13 protein-coding genes are annotated in these 17,826 nt (G+C 67.9%); 3 read left to right on the forward strand and 10 right to left on the reverse strand.

The annotated features are described in order from the left end of the window. The first annotated feature begins 13 nt into the window (after positions 1 to 13). Together PSEMAI1_RS0120170 and hutH are read left to right on the forward strand one after the other, a co-directional pair. The gene (locus tag PSEMAI1_RS0120170; protein ID WP_024304609.1) at positions 14 to 1,342 is read left to right on the forward strand and encodes a YjiH family protein; all 1,329 of its coding nucleotides are present in this window, start codon (positions 14 to 16) and stop codon (positions 1,340 to 1,342) included. Positions 1,343 to 1,370: 28 nt separating this feature from the next. Further along, positions 1,371 to 2,906: a histidine ammonia-lyase gene (gene hutH, locus PSEMAI1_RS0120175; RefSeq protein ID WP_024304610.1), complete on the forward strand. Its 1,536-nt coding sequence runs from the start codon at positions 1,371 to 1,373 to the stop codon at positions 2,904 to 2,906. Between the two features lie 172 nt (positions 2,907 to 3,078). Here the strand turns inward: hutH and PSEMAI1_RS0120180 are convergent, their stop codons facing one another. After that, the gene (locus tag PSEMAI1_RS0120180) at positions 3,079 to 3,279 is read right to left on the reverse strand and encodes a DUF1059 domain-containing protein (protein ID WP_024304611.1); all 201 of its coding nucleotides are present in this window, start codon (positions 3,277 to 3,279) and stop codon (positions 3,079 to 3,081) included. Between the two features lie 265 nt (positions 3,280 to 3,544). On the opposite strand from PSEMAI1_RS0120180, the gene PSEMAI1_RS0120185 reads away from it, so the two are divergent. Further along, positions 3,545 to 6,604, forward strand: a complete 3,060-nt coding sequence (locus PSEMAI1_RS0120185; protein ID WP_232219960.1) for a transglycosylase domain-containing protein — start codon at positions 3,545 to 3,547, stop codon at positions 6,602 to 6,604. Between the two features lie 135 nt (positions 6,605 to 6,739). On the opposite strand, the gene PSEMAI1_RS0120190 is transcribed toward PSEMAI1_RS0120185, so the two are convergent. The 9 genes from PSEMAI1_RS0120190 to PSEMAI1_RS0120230 form a co-directional block, all read right to left on the reverse strand. Further along, positions 6,740 to 6,979 (reverse strand): hypothetical protein, encoded by a 240-nt coding sequence (locus PSEMAI1_RS0120190; RefSeq protein ID WP_024304613.1) that lies wholly within the window; start codon positions 6,977 to 6,979, stop codon positions 6,740 to 6,742. 268 nt (positions 6,980 to 7,247) lie between these two features. Next, entirely contained in the window at positions 7,248 to 8,267 is a 1,020-nt protein-coding gene (locus PSEMAI1_RS0120195) for a porin (RefSeq protein ID WP_024304614.1), read from the reverse strand. An 87-nt stretch (positions 8,268 to 8,354) separates the two neighbouring features. After that, positions 8,355 to 9,494, reverse strand: coding sequence for an ABC transporter ATP-binding protein (locus tag PSEMAI1_RS0120200; protein WP_024304615.1), 1,140 nt, complete (start codon positions 9,492 to 9,494; stop codon positions 8,355 to 8,357). Further along, positions 9,494 to 11,128 carry an alpha-glucosidase family protein gene (locus PSEMAI1_RS0120205; protein WP_024304616.1) on the reverse strand — a complete coding sequence of 545 codons (1,635 nt, stop codon included), beginning with the start codon at positions 11,126 to 11,128 and terminating at the stop codon, positions 9,494 to 9,496. Before PSEMAI1_RS0120205 ends, PSEMAI1_RS0120200 begins: the two co-directional genes overlap by 1 nt. Positions 11,129 to 11,142: 14 nt before the next feature. Next, positions 11,143 to 11,973: a carbohydrate ABC transporter permease gene (locus tag PSEMAI1_RS0120210; protein WP_024304617.1), complete on the reverse strand. Its 831-nt coding sequence runs from the start codon at positions 11,971 to 11,973 to the stop codon at positions 11,143 to 11,145. 1 nt (position 11,974) lies between these two features. Further along, the gene (locus tag PSEMAI1_RS0120215) at positions 11,975 to 12,919 is read right to left on the reverse strand and encodes a carbohydrate ABC transporter permease (protein ID WP_024304618.1); all 945 of its coding nucleotides are present in this window, start codon (positions 12,917 to 12,919) and stop codon (positions 11,975 to 11,977) included. A gap of 77 nt (positions 12,920 to 12,996) precedes the next feature. Then, positions 12,997 to 14,265 (reverse strand): ABC transporter substrate-binding protein, encoded by a 1,269-nt coding sequence (locus tag PSEMAI1_RS0120220; RefSeq protein WP_024304619.1) that lies wholly within the window; start codon positions 14,263 to 14,265, stop codon positions 12,997 to 12,999. Positions 14,266 to 14,433: 168 nt separating this feature from the next. Next, positions 14,434 to 17,022 carry an ATP-binding protein gene (locus PSEMAI1_RS0120225; protein ID WP_024304620.1) on the reverse strand — a complete coding sequence of 863 codons (2,589 nt, stop codon included), beginning with the start codon at positions 17,020 to 17,022 and terminating at the stop codon, positions 14,434 to 14,436. An 8-nt stretch (positions 17,023 to 17,030) separates the two neighbouring features. After that, positions 17,031 to 17,759: a response regulator gene (locus PSEMAI1_RS0120230; RefSeq protein ID WP_024304621.1), complete on the reverse strand. Its 729-nt coding sequence runs from the start codon at positions 17,757 to 17,759 to the stop codon at positions 17,031 to 17,033. Between the last annotated feature and the right edge of the window lie 67 nt (positions 17,760 to 17,826).

Here is a 17,826-nt window from a genome sequence, read left to right on the forward strand (position 1 = left end):
GGAGAATATGTTCATGGAAACAAGCCGCACACTACCGCTGCCGACTAATCCTGCTCAGGCACTGGTCCGCCTGGTGCTCTACAGTTCTATCGGGCTGGTACTATTTTTTCTGCCGCTGGAACTGGGTGGCAAGTCCACCATTCTACTCGACCACGCTGCCAGCTACCTGGCCAAGAGCCAGCGCCCGCTGGCTATCACCCTGGTGATGCTGTTGATCGCCTACGGAGCTTTGGTACCGCTGTTTAGTGGTAACTGGAGGCACAGCATGCTGAGCACCGTGTTTACCATGCTCAAGCTGCTGGGTCTGGGCCTGTCGGTGATGTATCTGCTGCAAATCGGCCCGGCCGTGCTGTTCGACAAGGACATGCTGCCGTTCCTGTTCGACAAGCTGGCCCTGTCGGTGGGGCTGATCGTGCCGTTGGGAGCGATGGCGCTGGCTTTCCTGGTCGGTTTTGGCCTGCTGGAACTGGTGGGGGTGCTGATGCAGCCGGTGATGCGGCCGATCTGGCGCACACCGGGGCACTCCGCCATCGATGCCGTGGCGTCGTTTGTCGGTAGCTACTCGGTCGGTTTGTTGATCACCAACCGCGTGTTTCTGGAAGGTAAGTACACCATCCGGGAAGCCGCCATCATCGCCACCGGCTTCTCTACGGTGTCGGCCGCATTCATGGTGATTGTGGCCAAGACCCTCGACCTGATGCCGGTGTGGAACTTCTACTTTTGGTCCACCTTCGTGGTTGCCTTTGTCGTCACCGCCATCACCGCCTGGATTCCGCCGATCTCGCGCATGGACGACAGTGGCGGGGTCAGTGATGAATTGCCGACCGGCATGACTCGCTGGCAGGCCGCCAAGGCCGCCGGCATGCAGCAGGCCAGCAGTGCGCCCAGCTTGACCAAGGTGTTATTGGACAACCTGCGCGATGGCGTGGCCATGGCTGGCGCCGTGGTGCCTTCCATCCTGTCGGTTGGGCTGATCGGCCTCTTGTTGGCGCGTTATACCCCGGTGTTCGACCTGCTGGGTATGCTGCTTGTGCCGTTCGTGTGGCTGGGCGGTCTCGCCGAGCCGCTGGCAACCAGCAAGGCGCTGGCTGCTGGCCTAGCCGAGATGTTCCTGCCGGCGATCATGCTGAAGGATGCTGAACTGGTAGTGCGCTTTGTTGCCGCTGTGGTATCGGTGAGCTCGGTTCTGTTCTTCTCCGCCTCCATTCCTTGCGTACTCGCGACCAAGATCCCTCTCTCCGTGCGTCAGCTGGTGGTGATCTGGTTCGTGCGTACCGTACTTAGCCTGCTGCTGGCTGCCGCGATTGGCCACGTCGCCGTTGCCCAAGGCTGGCTGATCTGAACAATTATTGAAAGATTAGGGATCCATTATGACCACCATCACCATCACCCCGGGCAAGCTGACTCTGGCCCAACTGCGCCTGATCGCCCGCGACGCCTCCGTGCAGCTCAAGCTGGACCCGGCCGCCCATGCCGCCATCGACGCCTCCGCCGCCACCGTGGCGCGCGTGCTGGCGGAAAACCGCACCGTGTACGGTATCAACACCGGTTTCGGCCTGCTGGCCAACACCAAGATCGCCCCGGACGAACTGGAACTGCTGCAACGCTCCATCGTGCTGTCGCACGCCGCCGGCATCGGCGAGCCGATGAAGGACAGCACCGTGCGCCTGGTGATGGCGCTCAAGATCAACTCGCTGGCGCGCGGCTTCTCCGGCATCCGCCGCCTGGTGCTGGACGCGATGATCGCCCTGTTCAACAAGGGCATCTACCCGGTGATCCCGCAGAAGGGCTCGGTCGGCGCCTCCGGCGACCTGGCCCCGCTGTCGCACATGAGCGCGGTGCTGATCGGTGAAGGCGAAGCCTTCGTCGACGGCCAGCGCGTGCACGGCCGCGAAGCGATGCACGCCGCCGGTCTCGAACCGATCACCCTGGCCCCGAAAGAAGGCCTGGCTCTTCTGAACGGCACCCAGGCGTCGACCGCCTTCGCGCTGGAAGGCCTGTTCGCTGCCGAAGACCTGTACGTCGCCGCTGCCGTGGCCGGTGCCATGTCGGTGGAAGCCGCCCAGGGCAGCCGCCGCCCGTTCGACGACCGCATCCACCTGGTGCGCGGCCACCAGGGCCAGATCGACGCCGCCCGTCAATACCGTGCGCTGCTGGGTGACAGCTCCGACATCGCCCACTCGCACGAGAACTGCGGCAAGGTGCAGGACCCGTACTCGCTGCGCTGCCAGCCGCAGGTGATGGGCGCCTGCCTGACCCAGATCCGCCAGGCCTCCGAGGTGCTGCTGACCGAAGCCAACGCGGTATCCGACAACCCGCTGGTGTTCGCCGACGACAACGACATCATCTCCGGCGGCAACTTCCACGCCGAGCCGGTGGCCTTCGCCGCCGACAACCTGGCGCTGGCGATTGCCGAAATCGGCTCGCTGTCCGAACGCCGCATGGCGCTGCTGATCGACAGCAACCTGTCCAAGCTGCCGCCGTTCCTCGTCAACAACGGCGGGGTGAACTCCGGCTTCATGATCGCCCAGGTGACGTCCGCGGCGCTGGCGTCGGAGAACAAGTCGCTGGCGCACCCGGCCTCGGTAGACAGCCTGCCGACCTCGGCCAACCAGGAAGACCACGTGTCCATGGCCACCTTCGCCGGCCGCCGCCTGCGCGACATGGCCGACAACACCGCCGGCATCCTGGCCGTGGAACTCTTGGCCGCCTGCCAGGGCGTGGACTTCCGCGCCCCGAACAAGGCGGCCGAAGCGCTGGAAGACGCCAAGGCCATGCTGCGCGCCGAAGTGCCGTTCTACGACAAGGACCGCTACTTCGCGCCGGACATCCAGAAGGCGGCCGCGCTGATCCAGCGCGCGGAGTACAACCGCTTCGCCATCGACGGCCTGCTGCCGTCGCTGTAAGCGCGCGGCATCCTCCATCCTGTCTGGACCGTCTGGTCCGTTGTCTGGCCCCGCAAGGGGCCTTTTTTACGACTGTGCCGGCCCGAAGGGGGGGCGGGGATAGCGCCCAAATAAAACCAGGGGCGGCCACGCGGCCGCCCCTGCTGTTGTTCATCGTCATCCTGGCTCCCGCTCAGTGCGACACCTCACTCCGTTCTTCCTTGAACATCTGGCGCAATTGCTCGCGCAACTGCGGGCTGTCCTGGTAGCCGTGCATGGCGACGGCGTGCTGTACCGCGGCGTTCAACAGTTCGTCGTCGTCGTCAGCCGCGATCGAGACCGTGCATTGGGTGGTGCCCGGATGTTCCCGGCAGTCGATGTATTTCCTGGCCATGATCTTTCCTCGCCCCCTTGGGGACGTGTCCGTCGTCATGGGGCGGACACCCCTGGCGTTGCGATGGGTTCTCCCTGTATTGGCACCCCAGTTATAGCATTTCCCCGGTGTCCGGCCGCCGTTTCGGCCTCCGTGAGGGTGGCCTTTGTGGGCAAAGAGGAGAATAGTTAAAGAAGCGGAAAGGGGCGGCTGGATTGGGAGAAATCTGCGCGGGGAGTAACCTACTATGAAAGAAAAGGACTCAGAGGCACGAAAGGGGGAGCTTATGTCAGATGGCATGAATCCTGCGCTGCGCGGGGTGAAAGCCTTCATCCGCCGTCCCTGGATCATCATCGTGCTGGTGGTGCTGGTGCTGATCGGGGCCGCCGCCTACGTCGTTTCCGATGAAATGGCCAGTTCGCGCTGGCAAGCCAGCTACCTCAGCGAACTGAACCAGCACCTGACCTTCAAGCTCGAACCGGGCCCGGCCCCGGCCGAGGCGTTGCGCTATCCGCAGACCGGCCCCTACGACCAGCTGCTGGGCTACACCGCGCTACCCGGCTATCTCGACCGCTTGCGCCGCCAGGGGTATGGCGTGGAGCAGCAGGCGCGCATGTCGCCGCGCCAGCGCGAACTGGTCGATCTGGGGCTGTTCCCGAGCTACCGCGAGAAGATGCAGGCGGGCCTCACCGTGCTCGATTGCAGCGGCGACGCGTTGTTCTCGACGCGCTACCCGGAACGCACCTACCACAGCTTCGAGACCATTCCACCCATCCTGGTGCAATCGCTGCTGTTCATCGAGAACCGCGAGTTGCTGGACAACCGTTACCCGACCCACAACCCGGCGGTGGACTGGGGGCGCTTGTCCAAGGCGGTGATCGAGCGGGTGCAGAGTATCTTCGTGTCCGGCGTCGATACCTCGGGCGGCAGCACGCTGGCCACCCAGATCGAGAAGTACCGCCATTCGGAGGGGGGGCGCACCGCCAGCGCCCAGGACAAGCTGCGCCAGATGGCGTCGGCTTCGGTGCGCGCCTACCGCAACGGCGAGGACACCACGGCGTGGCGGCGCGAGATCGTGCTGAACTACGTCAATACCGTGCCGCTGAGCGCCAAGAGCGGCTACGGCGCGGTCAACGGCCTGGGCGACGGGCTGTGGGCCTGGTACGGCCGCGATATGGCCGACATCAACCGGCTGCTGGCCGGCACCACCACGGCTCCGCTGGCCGAGCGCGCCTATGCCTTCAAGCAGGCGTTGAGCCTGATGATCGCGCAGCGCCGCCCGTCGTACTACCTGAGCGGCTCGACCCAGCCGCTAGAAGCGCTCACCAACAGCTACCTGCGCCTGCTGGCCTCGGCCGGCGTGATCGCGCCGGCCTGGCGCGACGCGGCGCTGGCCCAGCCGCTCAAGCGGCGGGAAGGGACGATCAGCGCGCCGGCGGTGTCCTTCCTCGAGCGCAAGGCCGCCAACGCCACCCGTACCCGGCTGGCCGGCATGCTCGGCGCCCCGCGGCTGTACGATCTGGATCACCTCGACCTGACCGCCCGGAGCACGCTCGACCAGCACCTGCAGCAGGCCGCGAGCACCACGCTGCGCAGCCTGCGCGACCCGGAACAGGCCCGTGCCGCCGGGCTGATCGCGCCGCGTCTCTTGGAAACCGGCGATCCGGCCAAGGTCATCTACAGCTTCACGCTGTTCGAACGCACGCCGGGGGTCAACCTGGTGCGGGTGCAGACCGACAACTACGACCAGCCTTTCGACATCAACCGCGGCACCAAGCTCGACCTTGGGTCGACCGCCAAGCTGCGCACCCTGGTGACCTATCTGGAGATCGTCGCCAACCTGCACCAGCGCTATGGCCAACTGAGCCCGGAGGAGCTGAAAAAGGTCGAAGTGGCGGAGCTCGACTTCATCACCCGCTGGGCGATCGACTACCTCAAGACGGCCCAGGACCGCAGCCTGAAGCCGATGCTCGAGGCCGCCCTGGAGCGCAAGTATTCGGCCAGCCCGGGAGAGGCGTTCTTCACCGGCGGCGGCATCCATACCTTCGAGAACTTCAACCCGCTCGACAACCACCGCATCCTCACCGTGCGCGAGGGGCTGCGCAACTCGGTCAACCTGGTGTTCATCCGCCTGATGCGCGACGTGGTGCGCCACTACATGTACCAGGTGCCGGGTTCCAGCGTGATGCTGCTCTCCGACCCCAACGATCCGCGCCGCGCCGCCTACCTGCAGCGCTTCGCCGACCGCGAGGGGCGGCTGTACCTGCAGGGCTTCTACCAGAAGTACCGCGGCAAGAGCCTGGCCGAGGCCGAAGAGCTGCTGGTGCAGGGTATCCGCCCGACGCCGGTGCGGCTGGCGGTGATCTTCCGCTCGCTACACCCCGACGCCGGGATAGAGGCGTTCCGCCGCTTCCTGACCAGCCATCTGCCCCACTCGACGCTGGATGAAAAGGACTTCAACAAGCTGTACGCCAACTACGACGTGGAGCGCTTCAACCTCAACGACCGCGGCTACCTGGCCCGCGTGCACCCGCTGGAGCTGTGGCTGCTGGGCTACCTGGCGCGCGAGCCCAAGGCCACGCTGTCGCAGGCGCTCGCCGCCAGCCGCGAGCAGCGGCAGGAGGTGTACGGCTGGCTGTTCAAGTCGCGCAACAAGGTCGGGCAGGATAGGCGTATCCGCCAGTTGCTGGAGGAGGATGCCTTCCGCGAGATCCACAAGAGCTGGAAACGGCTGGGCTACCCGTTCGATTCGCTGGTGTCGTCCTACGCCACCACGCTGGGCGCCTCGGCCGACCGTCCGGCGGCGCTGGCCGAGCTGATGGGCATCCTGGTGAACGACGGCGTGCGCCAGCCCAGCGTGCTGATCGACCGGCTGCACTTCGCCGCCGACACGCCGTACGAGGTGGCGCTGGCGCGTGAGGCGGGCAAGGGAGAACGCCTGCTGCCGGCGGAAGTGGCGCAGGTCGCACGCGCGGCGCTGACCGAGGTGGTCGAGCAGGGCACCGCCGTCCGCCTCAAGGGGGCCTTCACCGCCGAGGACGGCAGCCCGCTGCCGGTGGGAGGCAAGACCGGCACCGGCGATCACCGCTTCGATACCTTCGGCCGGGGCGGGGTGCTGCTGTCGTCGCGCGTGGTCAGCCGCTCGGGCACCTTCGTGTTCTTCATCGGCGACCGCTACTTCGGCACGCTGACCGCCTACGTGTCCGGGCCGGAAGCCGCCAGCTACGGCTTCACCAGCGGCTTGCCGGTACAGATCATGAAAGTGCTGGCGCCGACGCTGACGCGCCTGACCGGCTTGAACATGCCGCTGGAGCAGTCGGCTTCTTGCCGGCGCGCACTAACCTGAGCCCGGCGCATCAGGACTGTCGTCGGGAGGGGGAATTGGGTTGCGGCCGGGCGCCGCGCGGGTGGGGCGGGCTGCTATCTCATTGCGGGATGGCGCCTGCGCTTCTTCGCGGCGCTCGTCGCGTTCACGCGGCACTTAGCCGGCGGCTTTCTTGGCTTGCTGGTATTTTTCCTCGGCATCGCGCAGGCACACGTCCTTGCGATACTGGCTCATGTTGTCGCAATCCAGCTTGGTCGAGATGTACTCTTCGGTCGCCTGCTGCAGGCTGGTGGAGGGCTTGCCCTGGTCTTGCTGCTGCTGGGTCGGACTGCCGGCGAAAGCCGGTGCCGCGAGCAGGACGGCGGCGACGAGGGCGGTGGGTAAATGCCTGATCATGGTGGGACACTCCTTTCTTGTGTTGTTGTGACGGTCCCGGGACACCGGTTGAACCTTCACGTCCGGGAGGGATGGCGGCGCGACGCCGCCACGATGCCCTGAGAGCCATTTTCATTATTGACCCGATTTGCCCCCAAGTCAGGGACGGATTGCGGCCGTGCCCGCCGCGTGGCCCGGTGCGCGCGCTGGCGGGACGAGCGGAAGGTGAGGACGAAAAAAAGGCCGCACGAGGCGGCCGGAAGGGGGACGCGGGAGCCCTGCCGCGCGCTCAGAACTCGGTGTGCAGGCCGACCACCAGTTCGCTGCTGGCGTGGGCATCGCTGTTCACCTTGCTGTGCAGGTACTCGGCGAGCAGCGCGGTGCGCTTGGACAGGTTGTAGCTGGTGCCCAGCACGTACTCGGTACGGCGCTTGTCGCTGTCGTACTTGTAGTTGTTGGTGCGGGTGACCGAGGCGCGCAGCGCGAAGCGGTCCGGCTTGTACTCGGCGCGCAGCGTCAGGCTCTTCATGGCCGCTGGGTCGTCGGGCACCACGAACGAGCTGCCCAGCAGCGTGGCGCTGGTCGACAGCTTGGCGTGGTTGTATTCGGCGCCCACGGTCAGCCCCTGGAACGGGGTCAGCTTGCCGGCCAGTACCCAGTCGGTGGCGCTGCCGGCGGCGGTGTAGGCGCCGGCCGTGCCGTTGACCAGGTCCTGGCGGGTGTAGCCGGCGTGCAGGCCGAAGTTGGCGCCTTCGTAGTTGGCGCCGAGCGCCCAGGCGTTGCCGGCCTTGTCCGAGCTGCCTTCCTTCTCGCCGGCCGCCCAGCTCACCGAGGCGTTGAAGTGGCCGAACTTCGGCGTTTCGTACTTGATCGCCCCCTTCTGGCCGCCGGCATCGCCCAGGCCGAGCACGCCGCCGACGCCGCGGTCCGCGCCGTGGTCGCCGACGTCGAAGAAGTTGGCGCCGTAGTAGTTGTCGCCGTAGGCGTTGATGCCGTGGCCGAGCTTGACCGCGCCGAACGAGCCGGACAGACCGACGAAGGTGTCGCCGGAGGCGAAGGTGTCGCCAGACTGGGCGCCGTCCAGGTGCACGTTGTTGTTCATCTGCCAGATGGCCTTCAGCCCGTCGCCCAGGTCCTCGCTGCCGACGAAGTCGATTTCCGAGCCGAAGTCCTTGACGCCGTTCACATGGGTGCCGTCGGTGCTGCGCTTGTATTGCAGGCCGCCTTCCATCTTGCCGATGATCTTGACGTCGGCGTGCGCGACGGCGGACAGGCCGGCCAGGGCCACGATCAGGTAGTTCAGTTTCATTTCTCCATTCCCTCTCTGCTTGGTGATGAACGGCGGTCGGCGCCCCCGGACAGGGGGCATGCCGCCGGTTTTTTACTTGTGGGTGATTCAGTGGGTGGCCACGAGCTCCGGTGCGGTGTTTTGCCGGTTCAGCCGCGGCAGCGCGTCGCCGGCGCCGTCGAACACGTGCAGGCGCGAGGCCGGCAGCGCGAACGGCAGCTCGTCGCCGATCGCCGCCTGCTGCTCGCTCAGCTTGGCGACCAGCGGGGTCGCGCTGAGCGGGGTTTCCAGGTAGGCGTAGCTGTGCTCGCCCAGGTGTTCGAGGTGGCTGACGCGGCCCTTGAGCGGGCCGCTGCCGACGGCGATGTGCTCGGGGCGGATGCCCAGCGTCACGGAGCTGGCGGGTGCCAGGCCGGTGGCGTCGGCGGCGGCGGGCAGGGTGAGGCCGCCGGCGCTGCAGATGAGGCCGTCGGCGCGGGCGTCGAGCAGCGCTGCGTCGATGAAGTTCATCGACGGCGAGCCGATGAAGCCGGCAACGAAGCGGTTGCGCGGGTGATGGTAGAGCTCGAGCGGATGGCCGACCTGGGCGATGCTGGGCACGCCTTCCTGCCCGGCGAGCGGCTTGAGCAGCACGATCTTGTCGGCCAGCGTCATCGCTTCCACCTGATCGTGCGTGACGTAGATCATGCTGGCGTTGCCCAGTGCGCGGTGCAGGCGGGCGATCTCGACGCGGGTCTTGACGCGCAGCGCGGCGTCGAGGTTGGACAGCGGCTCGTCGAACAGGAACACCTTGGGCTGGCGCACGATGGCGCGGCCGATCGCCACGCGCTGGCGCTGCCCGCCGGACAGGGCGCCCGGCTTGCGGTCGAGCAGCGCCGCCAGGTGCAGTGACTCGGCGGCGGCGCGCACGCGCCGGTCGATCTCGTCGTGGCCGAGCTTGAGGTGGCGCAGGCCGAAGGCCATGTTGTCGTACACCGTCATGTGCGGGTACAGCGCGTAGCTCTGGAACACCATGGCGACGTCGCGCTTGGCCGGCGCCAGGTCGTTGACGCGCACGCCGTCAATGTGGATGTCGCCGGCGCTGGCGTCTTCGAGGCCGGCGATCAGGCGCAGCAGGGTGGACTTGCCGCAGCCGGACGGGCCGATGAAGACGCAGAACTCGCCGGCTTCCACGGTCAGCTGGATGTCGGCCAGGATGGGGTTGTCGCCGAAGCGCTTCTGGACGTTTTCAAGACGGATCTGGCACATCACTGTTCTCCCGTGGCGAGGCGAAGAAAGGCGGCGGACATCGCCGGCAAGGTCAGCACCGTGCCCGCGAGCTCGGCATCGAAGCCGCTGCCGGAGAGCCGCTCGGCGCCGTGCGGCAAGGCCAGCGTGGCGGGTTCGGCGGACAGGTTGAATACGCACTGCACGGCGTTGCCGTTATGCTGGCGCGTGAAGCTCAGCAGGCGGTCGTCGGCCTCGGCGAGTTCCAGGCGGCCGTAGCGCAGCGCAGGCTGGCCGGCGCGCCACGCGATGAAGCGGCGCCAGAACGCCAGCGTGCTGTCGACGTTGTCCTGCTGGCGGTTGACCGCCAGCGGCAGCTGCTCGGCGGATACCGGCAGCCACGGCGTGGCGCTGCCGAAGCCGCCGTCGGCCTCGTCGTGCCACGGCATCGGCGTGCGGCAGCCGTCGCGGCCCTTGTACTCCGGCCACAGCACCTTGCCGTACGGGTCTTGCAGCAGTTCGTAGGGCACGTCGGCTTCCGGCAGGCCCAGCTCCTCGCCCTGATACAGGCAGACCGCGCCGGGCAGCGACAGCAACAGCGCGGCGAAGGCGCGGGCGCGCTCGGCCGGGCTGCCGCCCAGTTCCGCCCAGCGGCTCGCCACGCGCACCACGTCGTGGTTGGAGAGAGACCAGCACACGTAGGCGTCGCCGGCTTCGCGCAGGTATTCGTCGAGCACGTTGTGCAGATAGCGCGGCGAGCACTGCTCGGTCAGCATCGTGAACACGTAGGCCATGTGCAGGCGGTCGTCGCCGCGGGTGTAGTCGCGCAGGGTCTGGTACTGGCGGTCGTCGCCGATCTCGCCGATGGTGACGCGCTCGTCGAACTGGTCGCACAGCACGCGCAGCCGGTTGATGAACAGCAGGTTTTCCGGGCGCGTCTTGTCGTACAGGTGGCGCTGGAAGGCGTAAGGGTTGGTGCGCGGCACGCCGGCAGCGAACTCGCCGGCCGGCTGCGGCGGGTTGTCGCGCAGTTGCGCGTCGTGGGTGTAGAAGTTGACGGTGTCGAGGCGGAAGCCGTCGACGCCGCGCTCCAGCCAGAAGCGCGCCACGTCCAGCAGCGCATCCTGCACCGCCGGACAGTGGAAGTTGAGGTCGGGCTGGCTGGTCAGGAAGTTGTGCAGGTAGTACTGCTGGCGCCGCGCGTCCCACTGCCAGGCGCTGCCGCCGAACAGGCTCAGCCAGTTGCTGGGCGGGGTGCCGTCGGCCTTGGCGTCGGCCCAGACGTACCAGTCGGCGCGCGCGTTGTCGCGGCTCATGCGGCTTTCCTTGAACCACGGGTGCTGGTCCGAGGTGTGGCTCAGCACCAGGTCGATCAGCACCTTGAGGCCCAGTTCGTGGGCGCGGGCGATCAGGGCGTCGAAGTCGGCCAGGGTGCCGAACATCGGGTCGACGTCGCAGTAGTCGGACACGTCGTAGCCGAAGTCGGCCATCGGCGAGGTGAAGAACGGCGAGATCCAGATCGCCTCGGCGCCCAGCGCCGCGACGTGCGGCAGGCGGCGGGTGATGCCCGGCAGGTCGCCGATGCCGTCGCCGTTGCTGTCTTGGAAGCTGCGCGGGTAGATCTGGTAGATCACCGCGCCGCGCCACCATTGTTCGTTGTGTGCGTTCGGATGCATTGTTTGTCTCCTCATCAACCTTTGACGGCCCCGGCAGTGAGCCCGGACACGATGTGGCGCTGGAAAACCAGCACCAGGGCGATCAGCGGCAGGGTGACGATCACCGACGCCGCCATGATGTTGCCCCACGGCAATTCGTAACTGCTGGCGCCGGAGATCAGCGCGATGGCCACCGGCACGGTGCGCTGCTCGCCGGACAGCGTGAAGGTGAGCGCGAACAGGAACTCGTTCCACGCCGCGATGAAGGCCAGCAGCGAGGTGGCGGCCACCGCTGGCCACAGCAGCGGCAGGAAGATGCGGAAGATCACCGTCAGCACCCCGGCGCCGTCCATCAGCGCCGCTTCTTCCAGTTCCTTGGGCAGCTCGCGCATGAAGGTCACCAGCACCCACACCGTGAACGGCAGCGTGAAGATCAGGTCGGAGAGCACCAGCGCCCACAGGCTGTCGTACAGGCCGAGCGCCGAGATCAGCTCGAACAGGCCGGACAGGATGGCCACCTGCGGAAACATCGACACGCCGAGGATGGTCATCATCAGCACGCCGCGGCCGCGGAAGCTGACGCGGCCCAGCGCGTAGGCGGCCAGCAGCGAGACGGTCAGCGACAGCGCCACCACGCCGCCCGCCACCAGCACCGAGTTGAGCAGGTTCTGGCCGAACGGCTGCTCGGCGAACACGCTGGCGTAGTTGGCGAGCGACCAGGTCTTGGGCCAGAAGTCGCTGGAGAACAGCGCATTGCCCTGTTTGAACGAGCTGGCGATGGCGTAGGCGAACGGGAACAGCGCGAAGCCCAGCACCGGCGGCACGGCCAGCCAGTACAGCACGTCGGTGAATTCGATGCGTTTCATCTCAATGTCCTTCCATGCGGCGGCGCGCCAGCGCCATGTAGCTCACGGTGATCAGCGCGATGATCAGGAACAGCAGCGTGGCGGCGGCCGAGCCGTAGCCGGCGAGCTGGAAGTCGATCAGCTGCTCGCGTACGTACACCGACATGCTCTTGGTGGTGCGGCTGTTGGAGGTCATCACGTAGATCAGGTCGAACACGCGCAGCGCGTCGAGGGTGCGGAAGATCATCGCCACCAGCACCGCCGGGGTGATCAGCGGCAGCGTGATGTGGAGGAACTGCGACCACTTCGGCACGCCGTCGACGCGCGCCGCCTCGTAGCAGTCGGACGGCACCATCTGCAGCGCGGCCAGGATCAGCAAGGCCATGAACGGCGTGGTCTTCCACACGTCGACCAGCACGATGGTGGTGAAGGCGAGGTCGGGGTCGGCGGTCCAGGCCAGCGGCGCATCGATCAGCCCCAGCGACAGCAGCATGGCGTTGATCACGCCGAACTGGTCGTGCAGCATCCAGGTCCACATCTTGGCCGACACCACGGTGGGAATCGCCCACGGTACCAGCACCGCGGCGCGCAGCAGGGTCTTGAGGCGCGACGGGTGGTTGAGCATCAGCGCCACGGCGAGCCCGAGCACGGTTTCCAGCGACACCGACAGCACGGAGAACCACAGCGTGTTCTTTACGGCGCCCCACCATTCCGGGTCGGCCAGCACGCCGGTGTCGCCGAGGTAGTTGGCGAGGCCGACGAACTGGCGCGCCGACAGGTCGGATAGCTGGGCGTCGGTCAGGCTCAGCCACAGCGTGCGCGCCAGCGGCAGGCCGGCGATGGCCAGCAGCACCACCAGCGACGGCGCCACCAACAGCCAGGCCATGCGCTGGCGCGAACGCTGCAGCGAGGACTCGGCGGCCGACGGACGCGCGGGCGCCGCCGAGGTCAGGGTTTGACTCGTCATGGGAGACACTCCGAGGGTAAGAAAGGGCCCGCGCCCCCCTCATGAAGAGGGGCGTTGTACGCGGGCAAGGAGGAGAATTACTTGGCGGCGACGAAGCCTGCTGGCGCCAGCCGCTTCAGCGACGCGTCCAGCCGGGCCAGTGCCGACTTGGCGTCGGTCTTGCCGGACAGCACGTCATGGGTGGCGTTCCAGAACTGGTTGCTGACCTGGTTGTAGCGGTTGCCGCTGACCGAGGACGGCCGGGCGATCGCGCTGGTGAAGGTGGTGTACAGGTTGCCCATGAACGGGTTGGCCTGCAGCACGTCCTTGTCGCGGTACAGGGCGTCGATGGTGGGGTTGTAGGCGCCCTGGATGGCGCGCTGTTTCTGCACCTCGCTGCTGGTCAGGTAGAGTACCAGCTCGGCGGCGAGCTTCTGGTTCTTCGAATACTTGGAGACGGCGAGCTGCCAGCCGCCCAGCGTGGCGGCGTTGCGGCCATTGGCGCCGCCTTTGGGCAGCGCCATCACGCCGACCTTGTCCTTCACCGCGCTGTCGGCCTTCTGGCTGAGGGCCCAGGCGTACGGCCAGTTGCGCATGAACACCGCATTGCCGGCCTGGAACACGCCGCGCGCTTCTTCCTCGCCGTAGTTCAGCACCGCTTTCGGGGTGATGCTGCCGACCCAGCCGGCGGCGGTTTCCAGCGCCTTGACGGCGCCGGCGTTGTTGATCGAGGGCTTGCCGGAGGCGTCGATCACGCTGCCGCCCTGATAGCTGGCGATCCACTCCAGCGCGTCGCAGGACAGCCCCTCGTAGGCGCGGCCTTGCCACACGTAGCCCCACATCTTGTCGTTGCCGGCGGCGCGCTCGCCGTCCTGCACCTTCTTGGCGGCGGCGGTCAGTTCTTCCCAGGTCTTCGGCGGTGCCAGCTTGTACTTGGCCAGCAGGTCTTTGCGGTAGTACAGCAGGCCGGCGTCGGTGAACCACGGCATCGCCACCAGGCGGCCGCCGACGGTGTTGTTGCTGACGATGCTGGCGAAGTGGGCCTTCTCGGCGCCGCTGGCGAGCGGCTTGAGATCGGCCAGGTGGCTGGCGAGGATGCCCGGCCACACCACGTCGATCTGCAGCACGTCGATCTTGTCCGACCCGCTGCCGAGGATCTGCTGGTACAGCGCCAGCCGCTCGTTGGAATCATTCGGGGTGGCCACGACCTGGACTTCGTTGCCGGTCTTCTTCGACCATTCGGCTACCGACTGCTTGCACAGCTCCAGCTCCTGGCCCACGGCGCCGCAGGAAATCTTCAGGGTGGCGGCCTGGGCCGTGCCGGCCAGCGCCAGTACCACGGCGGTGCTCATCAACGCGATCTTCATGACGGGTCTCTCCTCGTTGTGGTGATTGGCATCGCATGCCCTGCCGGTGTGTGGTGGCGACGGCGTCACGATGCCCTGTACCCATCTAAACGCGGCGGCGTTAATGGCAAATTTCATCAAAAACAGTCAGCGGTTAACAATTGCAACAATGGCCGGCGCGGGGGCATGTCAGCCATTCCCGCCCAGCAGCCGCGCCAGCTCCGGCAGCGTGTAGGGCTTGGCCAGGAAGGGCGCGCCGGCCGGCCAATCGCTGCGCCGGGCGTGGTATTCCGGCGGCAGGCCGGAGGTCAGCACCACCGCCAGGCCGGGCCGCTCCTGCTGCAGGCGGCGGTAGAGCCGCACGCCGTCCCCGCCGTCGCCCAGCATCACGTCCGACAGCACCAGCTCGGCCTCGCCGCCCTCGGCGAGCCAGGCCAGCGCCGCCGCCTCGCCGGCCACGGCGTGCACCGTGGCGCCCAGCTGTTGCAGCAGCGCCACGGCGGTGTCGCGCACGTCGGCGTCGTCGTCCACCAGCAGCACGCGGTGCGCCGGCAGAACGGCGGGCAGGGCGGCCTGGCCATGTTCGAGCGTGCAGTGCGGCGCCGCCGGCGGCAGCCACAGCGAGATCGTGGTGCCCCGGCCCGGTGTGCTGTCGATGCTGACGTCGCCGCCGCTCTGGCGCAGGAAGCCGTACACGATGGACAGCCCGAGCCCGCTGCCCTTGCCCTGTTCCTTGGTGGTGAAGAACGGCTCCAGCACGCGCGGCAGCACTTCGGGCGGGATGCCGCGCCCGGTATCGCGCACCTCGAGGCAGAGCGCCGGGCCCTCCAGTGGCGTGGCGCCGTCGACGTGCCGCGCGACGATGTCGAGCCGGCCGCCGTCCGGCATCGCCTGCGCCGCGTTGAGCGCCAGGTTGAGCACGGCGTTCTCGAGCTGGCCGCGGTCGACGCAGACGACGAGCCCGGCCTCGGCGTCCACCGTGACGGCGATGCCGTCGCCGACGCTGTATTCGATCAGGTCGAGCATCTCCTGCAGCATGTCGTCGAGGTCGACGATTTCCGGCGTCAGCGGCTGGCGCCGCGCGAAGGCCAAGAGCCGGCGCGTCAGCGCCGCCGCCTTGTTGGCCGCCACGTGGGCGCGCTCCAGGCGTCGTCGCGCGTCGTCGGGCAGGTCGGCGCGCTGCTCGAGCAGTTCCAGGTTGCCGAGGATGGCCACCAGGAAGTTGTTGAAGTCGTGCGCCACGCCGCCGGTGAGCTGGCCCAGCACTTCCATCTTCTGCATCTGCTGCAGCTGCGCCTCGGCGGCGCGCCGGGCCGAGACGTCGCGGCACACCGCCACCCAGCCGCCCTCCGGCATGGCGCGGCTGCGGAATTCCAGCACACGGCCGTCGGGCAGGTGCAGTTCGGCGGCGCTGGCGATGCGCTCGCGGCCGTCGGCGGTGTGGGTGGCGGTGTCGGCGGTCACCGCCTGCCAACGCGTGCCCGCCGGCATGGCGGCGCGTAGCGCGGGGTAGGGCAGGCCGGCGCTGAGCCGTTCCGGCGCGATGCCGAGCAAGGCCGGAAACTGCGGGTTCCACACCACCAACGCGCCGTCGGCGTCGTACACCGACAGGCCGTCGTTCATGTTGGCAAACACCGTCTGCAGCAGGCGGCGCTGCGCTTCCAGCCCCTGTGCCAGGCGCTGCTTTTCCAGCAGGTTGTCGCGGAACACCTGGAACGCGCGCGCCAGCTCGCCGATCTCGTCGGCGCGCTCGGTGGCCGGCGTGGCCTGGGCGGTGTCGCCGGCGGCGAGCCGGCTCATCACGCGCGAGATCGACTGCAGCTGCTGCGCCACGCGCCGCACGTAGCCCGCCGCCAGCAGCGCCACCAGCACGCCGACCGCGGCCAGCACGGTCAGGCCGCTGATGCCGGAGCGGATCGACGTTTGCACGCCGCGGCTGCGTTCATCGGCCAGGGTGCGCAGCTCCTGCACGTAGCCGGCGGTGCGCCGGCTGAGGTGTTCGGCGTTGCTGCGGTAGAGCTGCAGCAAGAGCGCCATGCGCTCGCCGGTTTCGATCACCTGGCGGCGTTGCTCGAACAGGTTCTGCGGCGCGTTGCAGATCACCTCCAGCTCGGTGGCGAGCCAGGGCGGCAGCTGGCGCGTTTCGCCGCGCCGCTGCATCGCCGCGAGCAGCGCCTCGGCGTCGGCTTCCAGCGCGCCCAGCGCGGCGCGGTCGCGCGCCAGCGGTACCGCCAGCAGAGTGTGCCACAGCGGCAGCAGGGTGGGCGCCTGCCGTACCGTGCCGGCGCTCACCAGTCGTTGCCCCAGCCCGTCGAGACGCTTGTGGTAGGCGTCGAGAATCTGCTGGTGGCGGCGCTTGTCGCCGGACAGCAACAGCAGTTGCTCGAGGTCGTGCTCGGCGCCCTCCAGCATGCTGCTGACCGCCAGCTGGCGGTCGGCCTGCGGTGGCAGCGCCAGCGACAGGCGGCGGATGTCGCGCATCAGCACCTGCAGCCGCTGCACGTCGGCGGGCAGCGTGTCCGGGGCGTAGCTGTCCGCCAGGTTGGGGGCGATGGCGGCCACCTGCGACACCTTTTCCGCCAGCTCCAGCACGCGCGCCAGCTCCGGCATCACCTCTTCGCGAAAGCCGGTCAGGGTGTCGAGCGTGGTGCGCATGCCGCTGACGCCGACCAGCGTCACCGCCAGCATCAGCACGAACAGCACGACGAACGCCGCCTGCAGCCGGGTGCGGATTGGCTGCGACCAGGCGGAGCACAACAGGGGGGAGGGAGGCGGCACGGCGGACCTCAATGGCGGCTGACCGTGGCGCGGAACTGGTAGCCCAGGCCGCGCTCGGTGCAGATCAGTTCGGGGTGGCGCGGGTTCGGCTCGATCTTGCGCCGCAGGCGCAGGATCAGCACGTCGATGGTGCGGTCGTACACCTCGGTGTCGAGGCCGCGCGTCTGCTCCAGCAGCTGCTCGCGGCTCCATACCCGCTGCGGATGTTTGACCAGGGTGGCCAAGAGCGTGAACTCGCCCTGCGTCAGCGGACACGGCGTGCCGTCCGGCTGGTGCAGTTCGCGCGCCGTCATGTCGAGCACCCAGCCGTTGAAGGCGTAGCACTCGTGCGCCTCGCCCGGGTGGCGCTGCAGCGGGATCGACAGCTCGGTGGTGCGGCGCAGCGCGGCGCGCACGCGCGCCAGGAGTTCGCGCCCGGAGAAGGGCTTGGTCAGGTAGTCATCGGCGGCCAGTTCCAGTCCCAGCACGCGGTCGGTCTCGTCGCCCTTGCCGCTCATCATGATGATCGGCACGGCGGATTGGCGGCGCAGCTCGCGCGCCAGCGTGAGGCCGTCCTCGCCCTTGAGCTTGAGGTCGAGGATCACCAGCGCGAAGGGGTGCTCGGCCAGCGCGCGGCGCATGGCGGCGCCGTCGCCGGCGCAACAGCTGGCGAAGCCGCCGTCCTCCAGCAGCGCGGCGAGCCAGTCGCGCACCTCGGCCTCGTCGTCGACGATCAGGATGCGGTGTTTATCGTCCATGCGGGGGCTCCTCCTTTTTCTGGCGCGTTCTCTTTCGGAACGGTTCTCGCTCTTTGTATACCGTTTT

The organism is Pseudogulbenkiania sp. MAI-1, assembly GCF_000527175.1.
Taxonomy (GTDB): Bacteria; Pseudomonadota; Gammaproteobacteria; order Burkholderiales; family Chromobacteriaceae; genus Pseudogulbenkiania.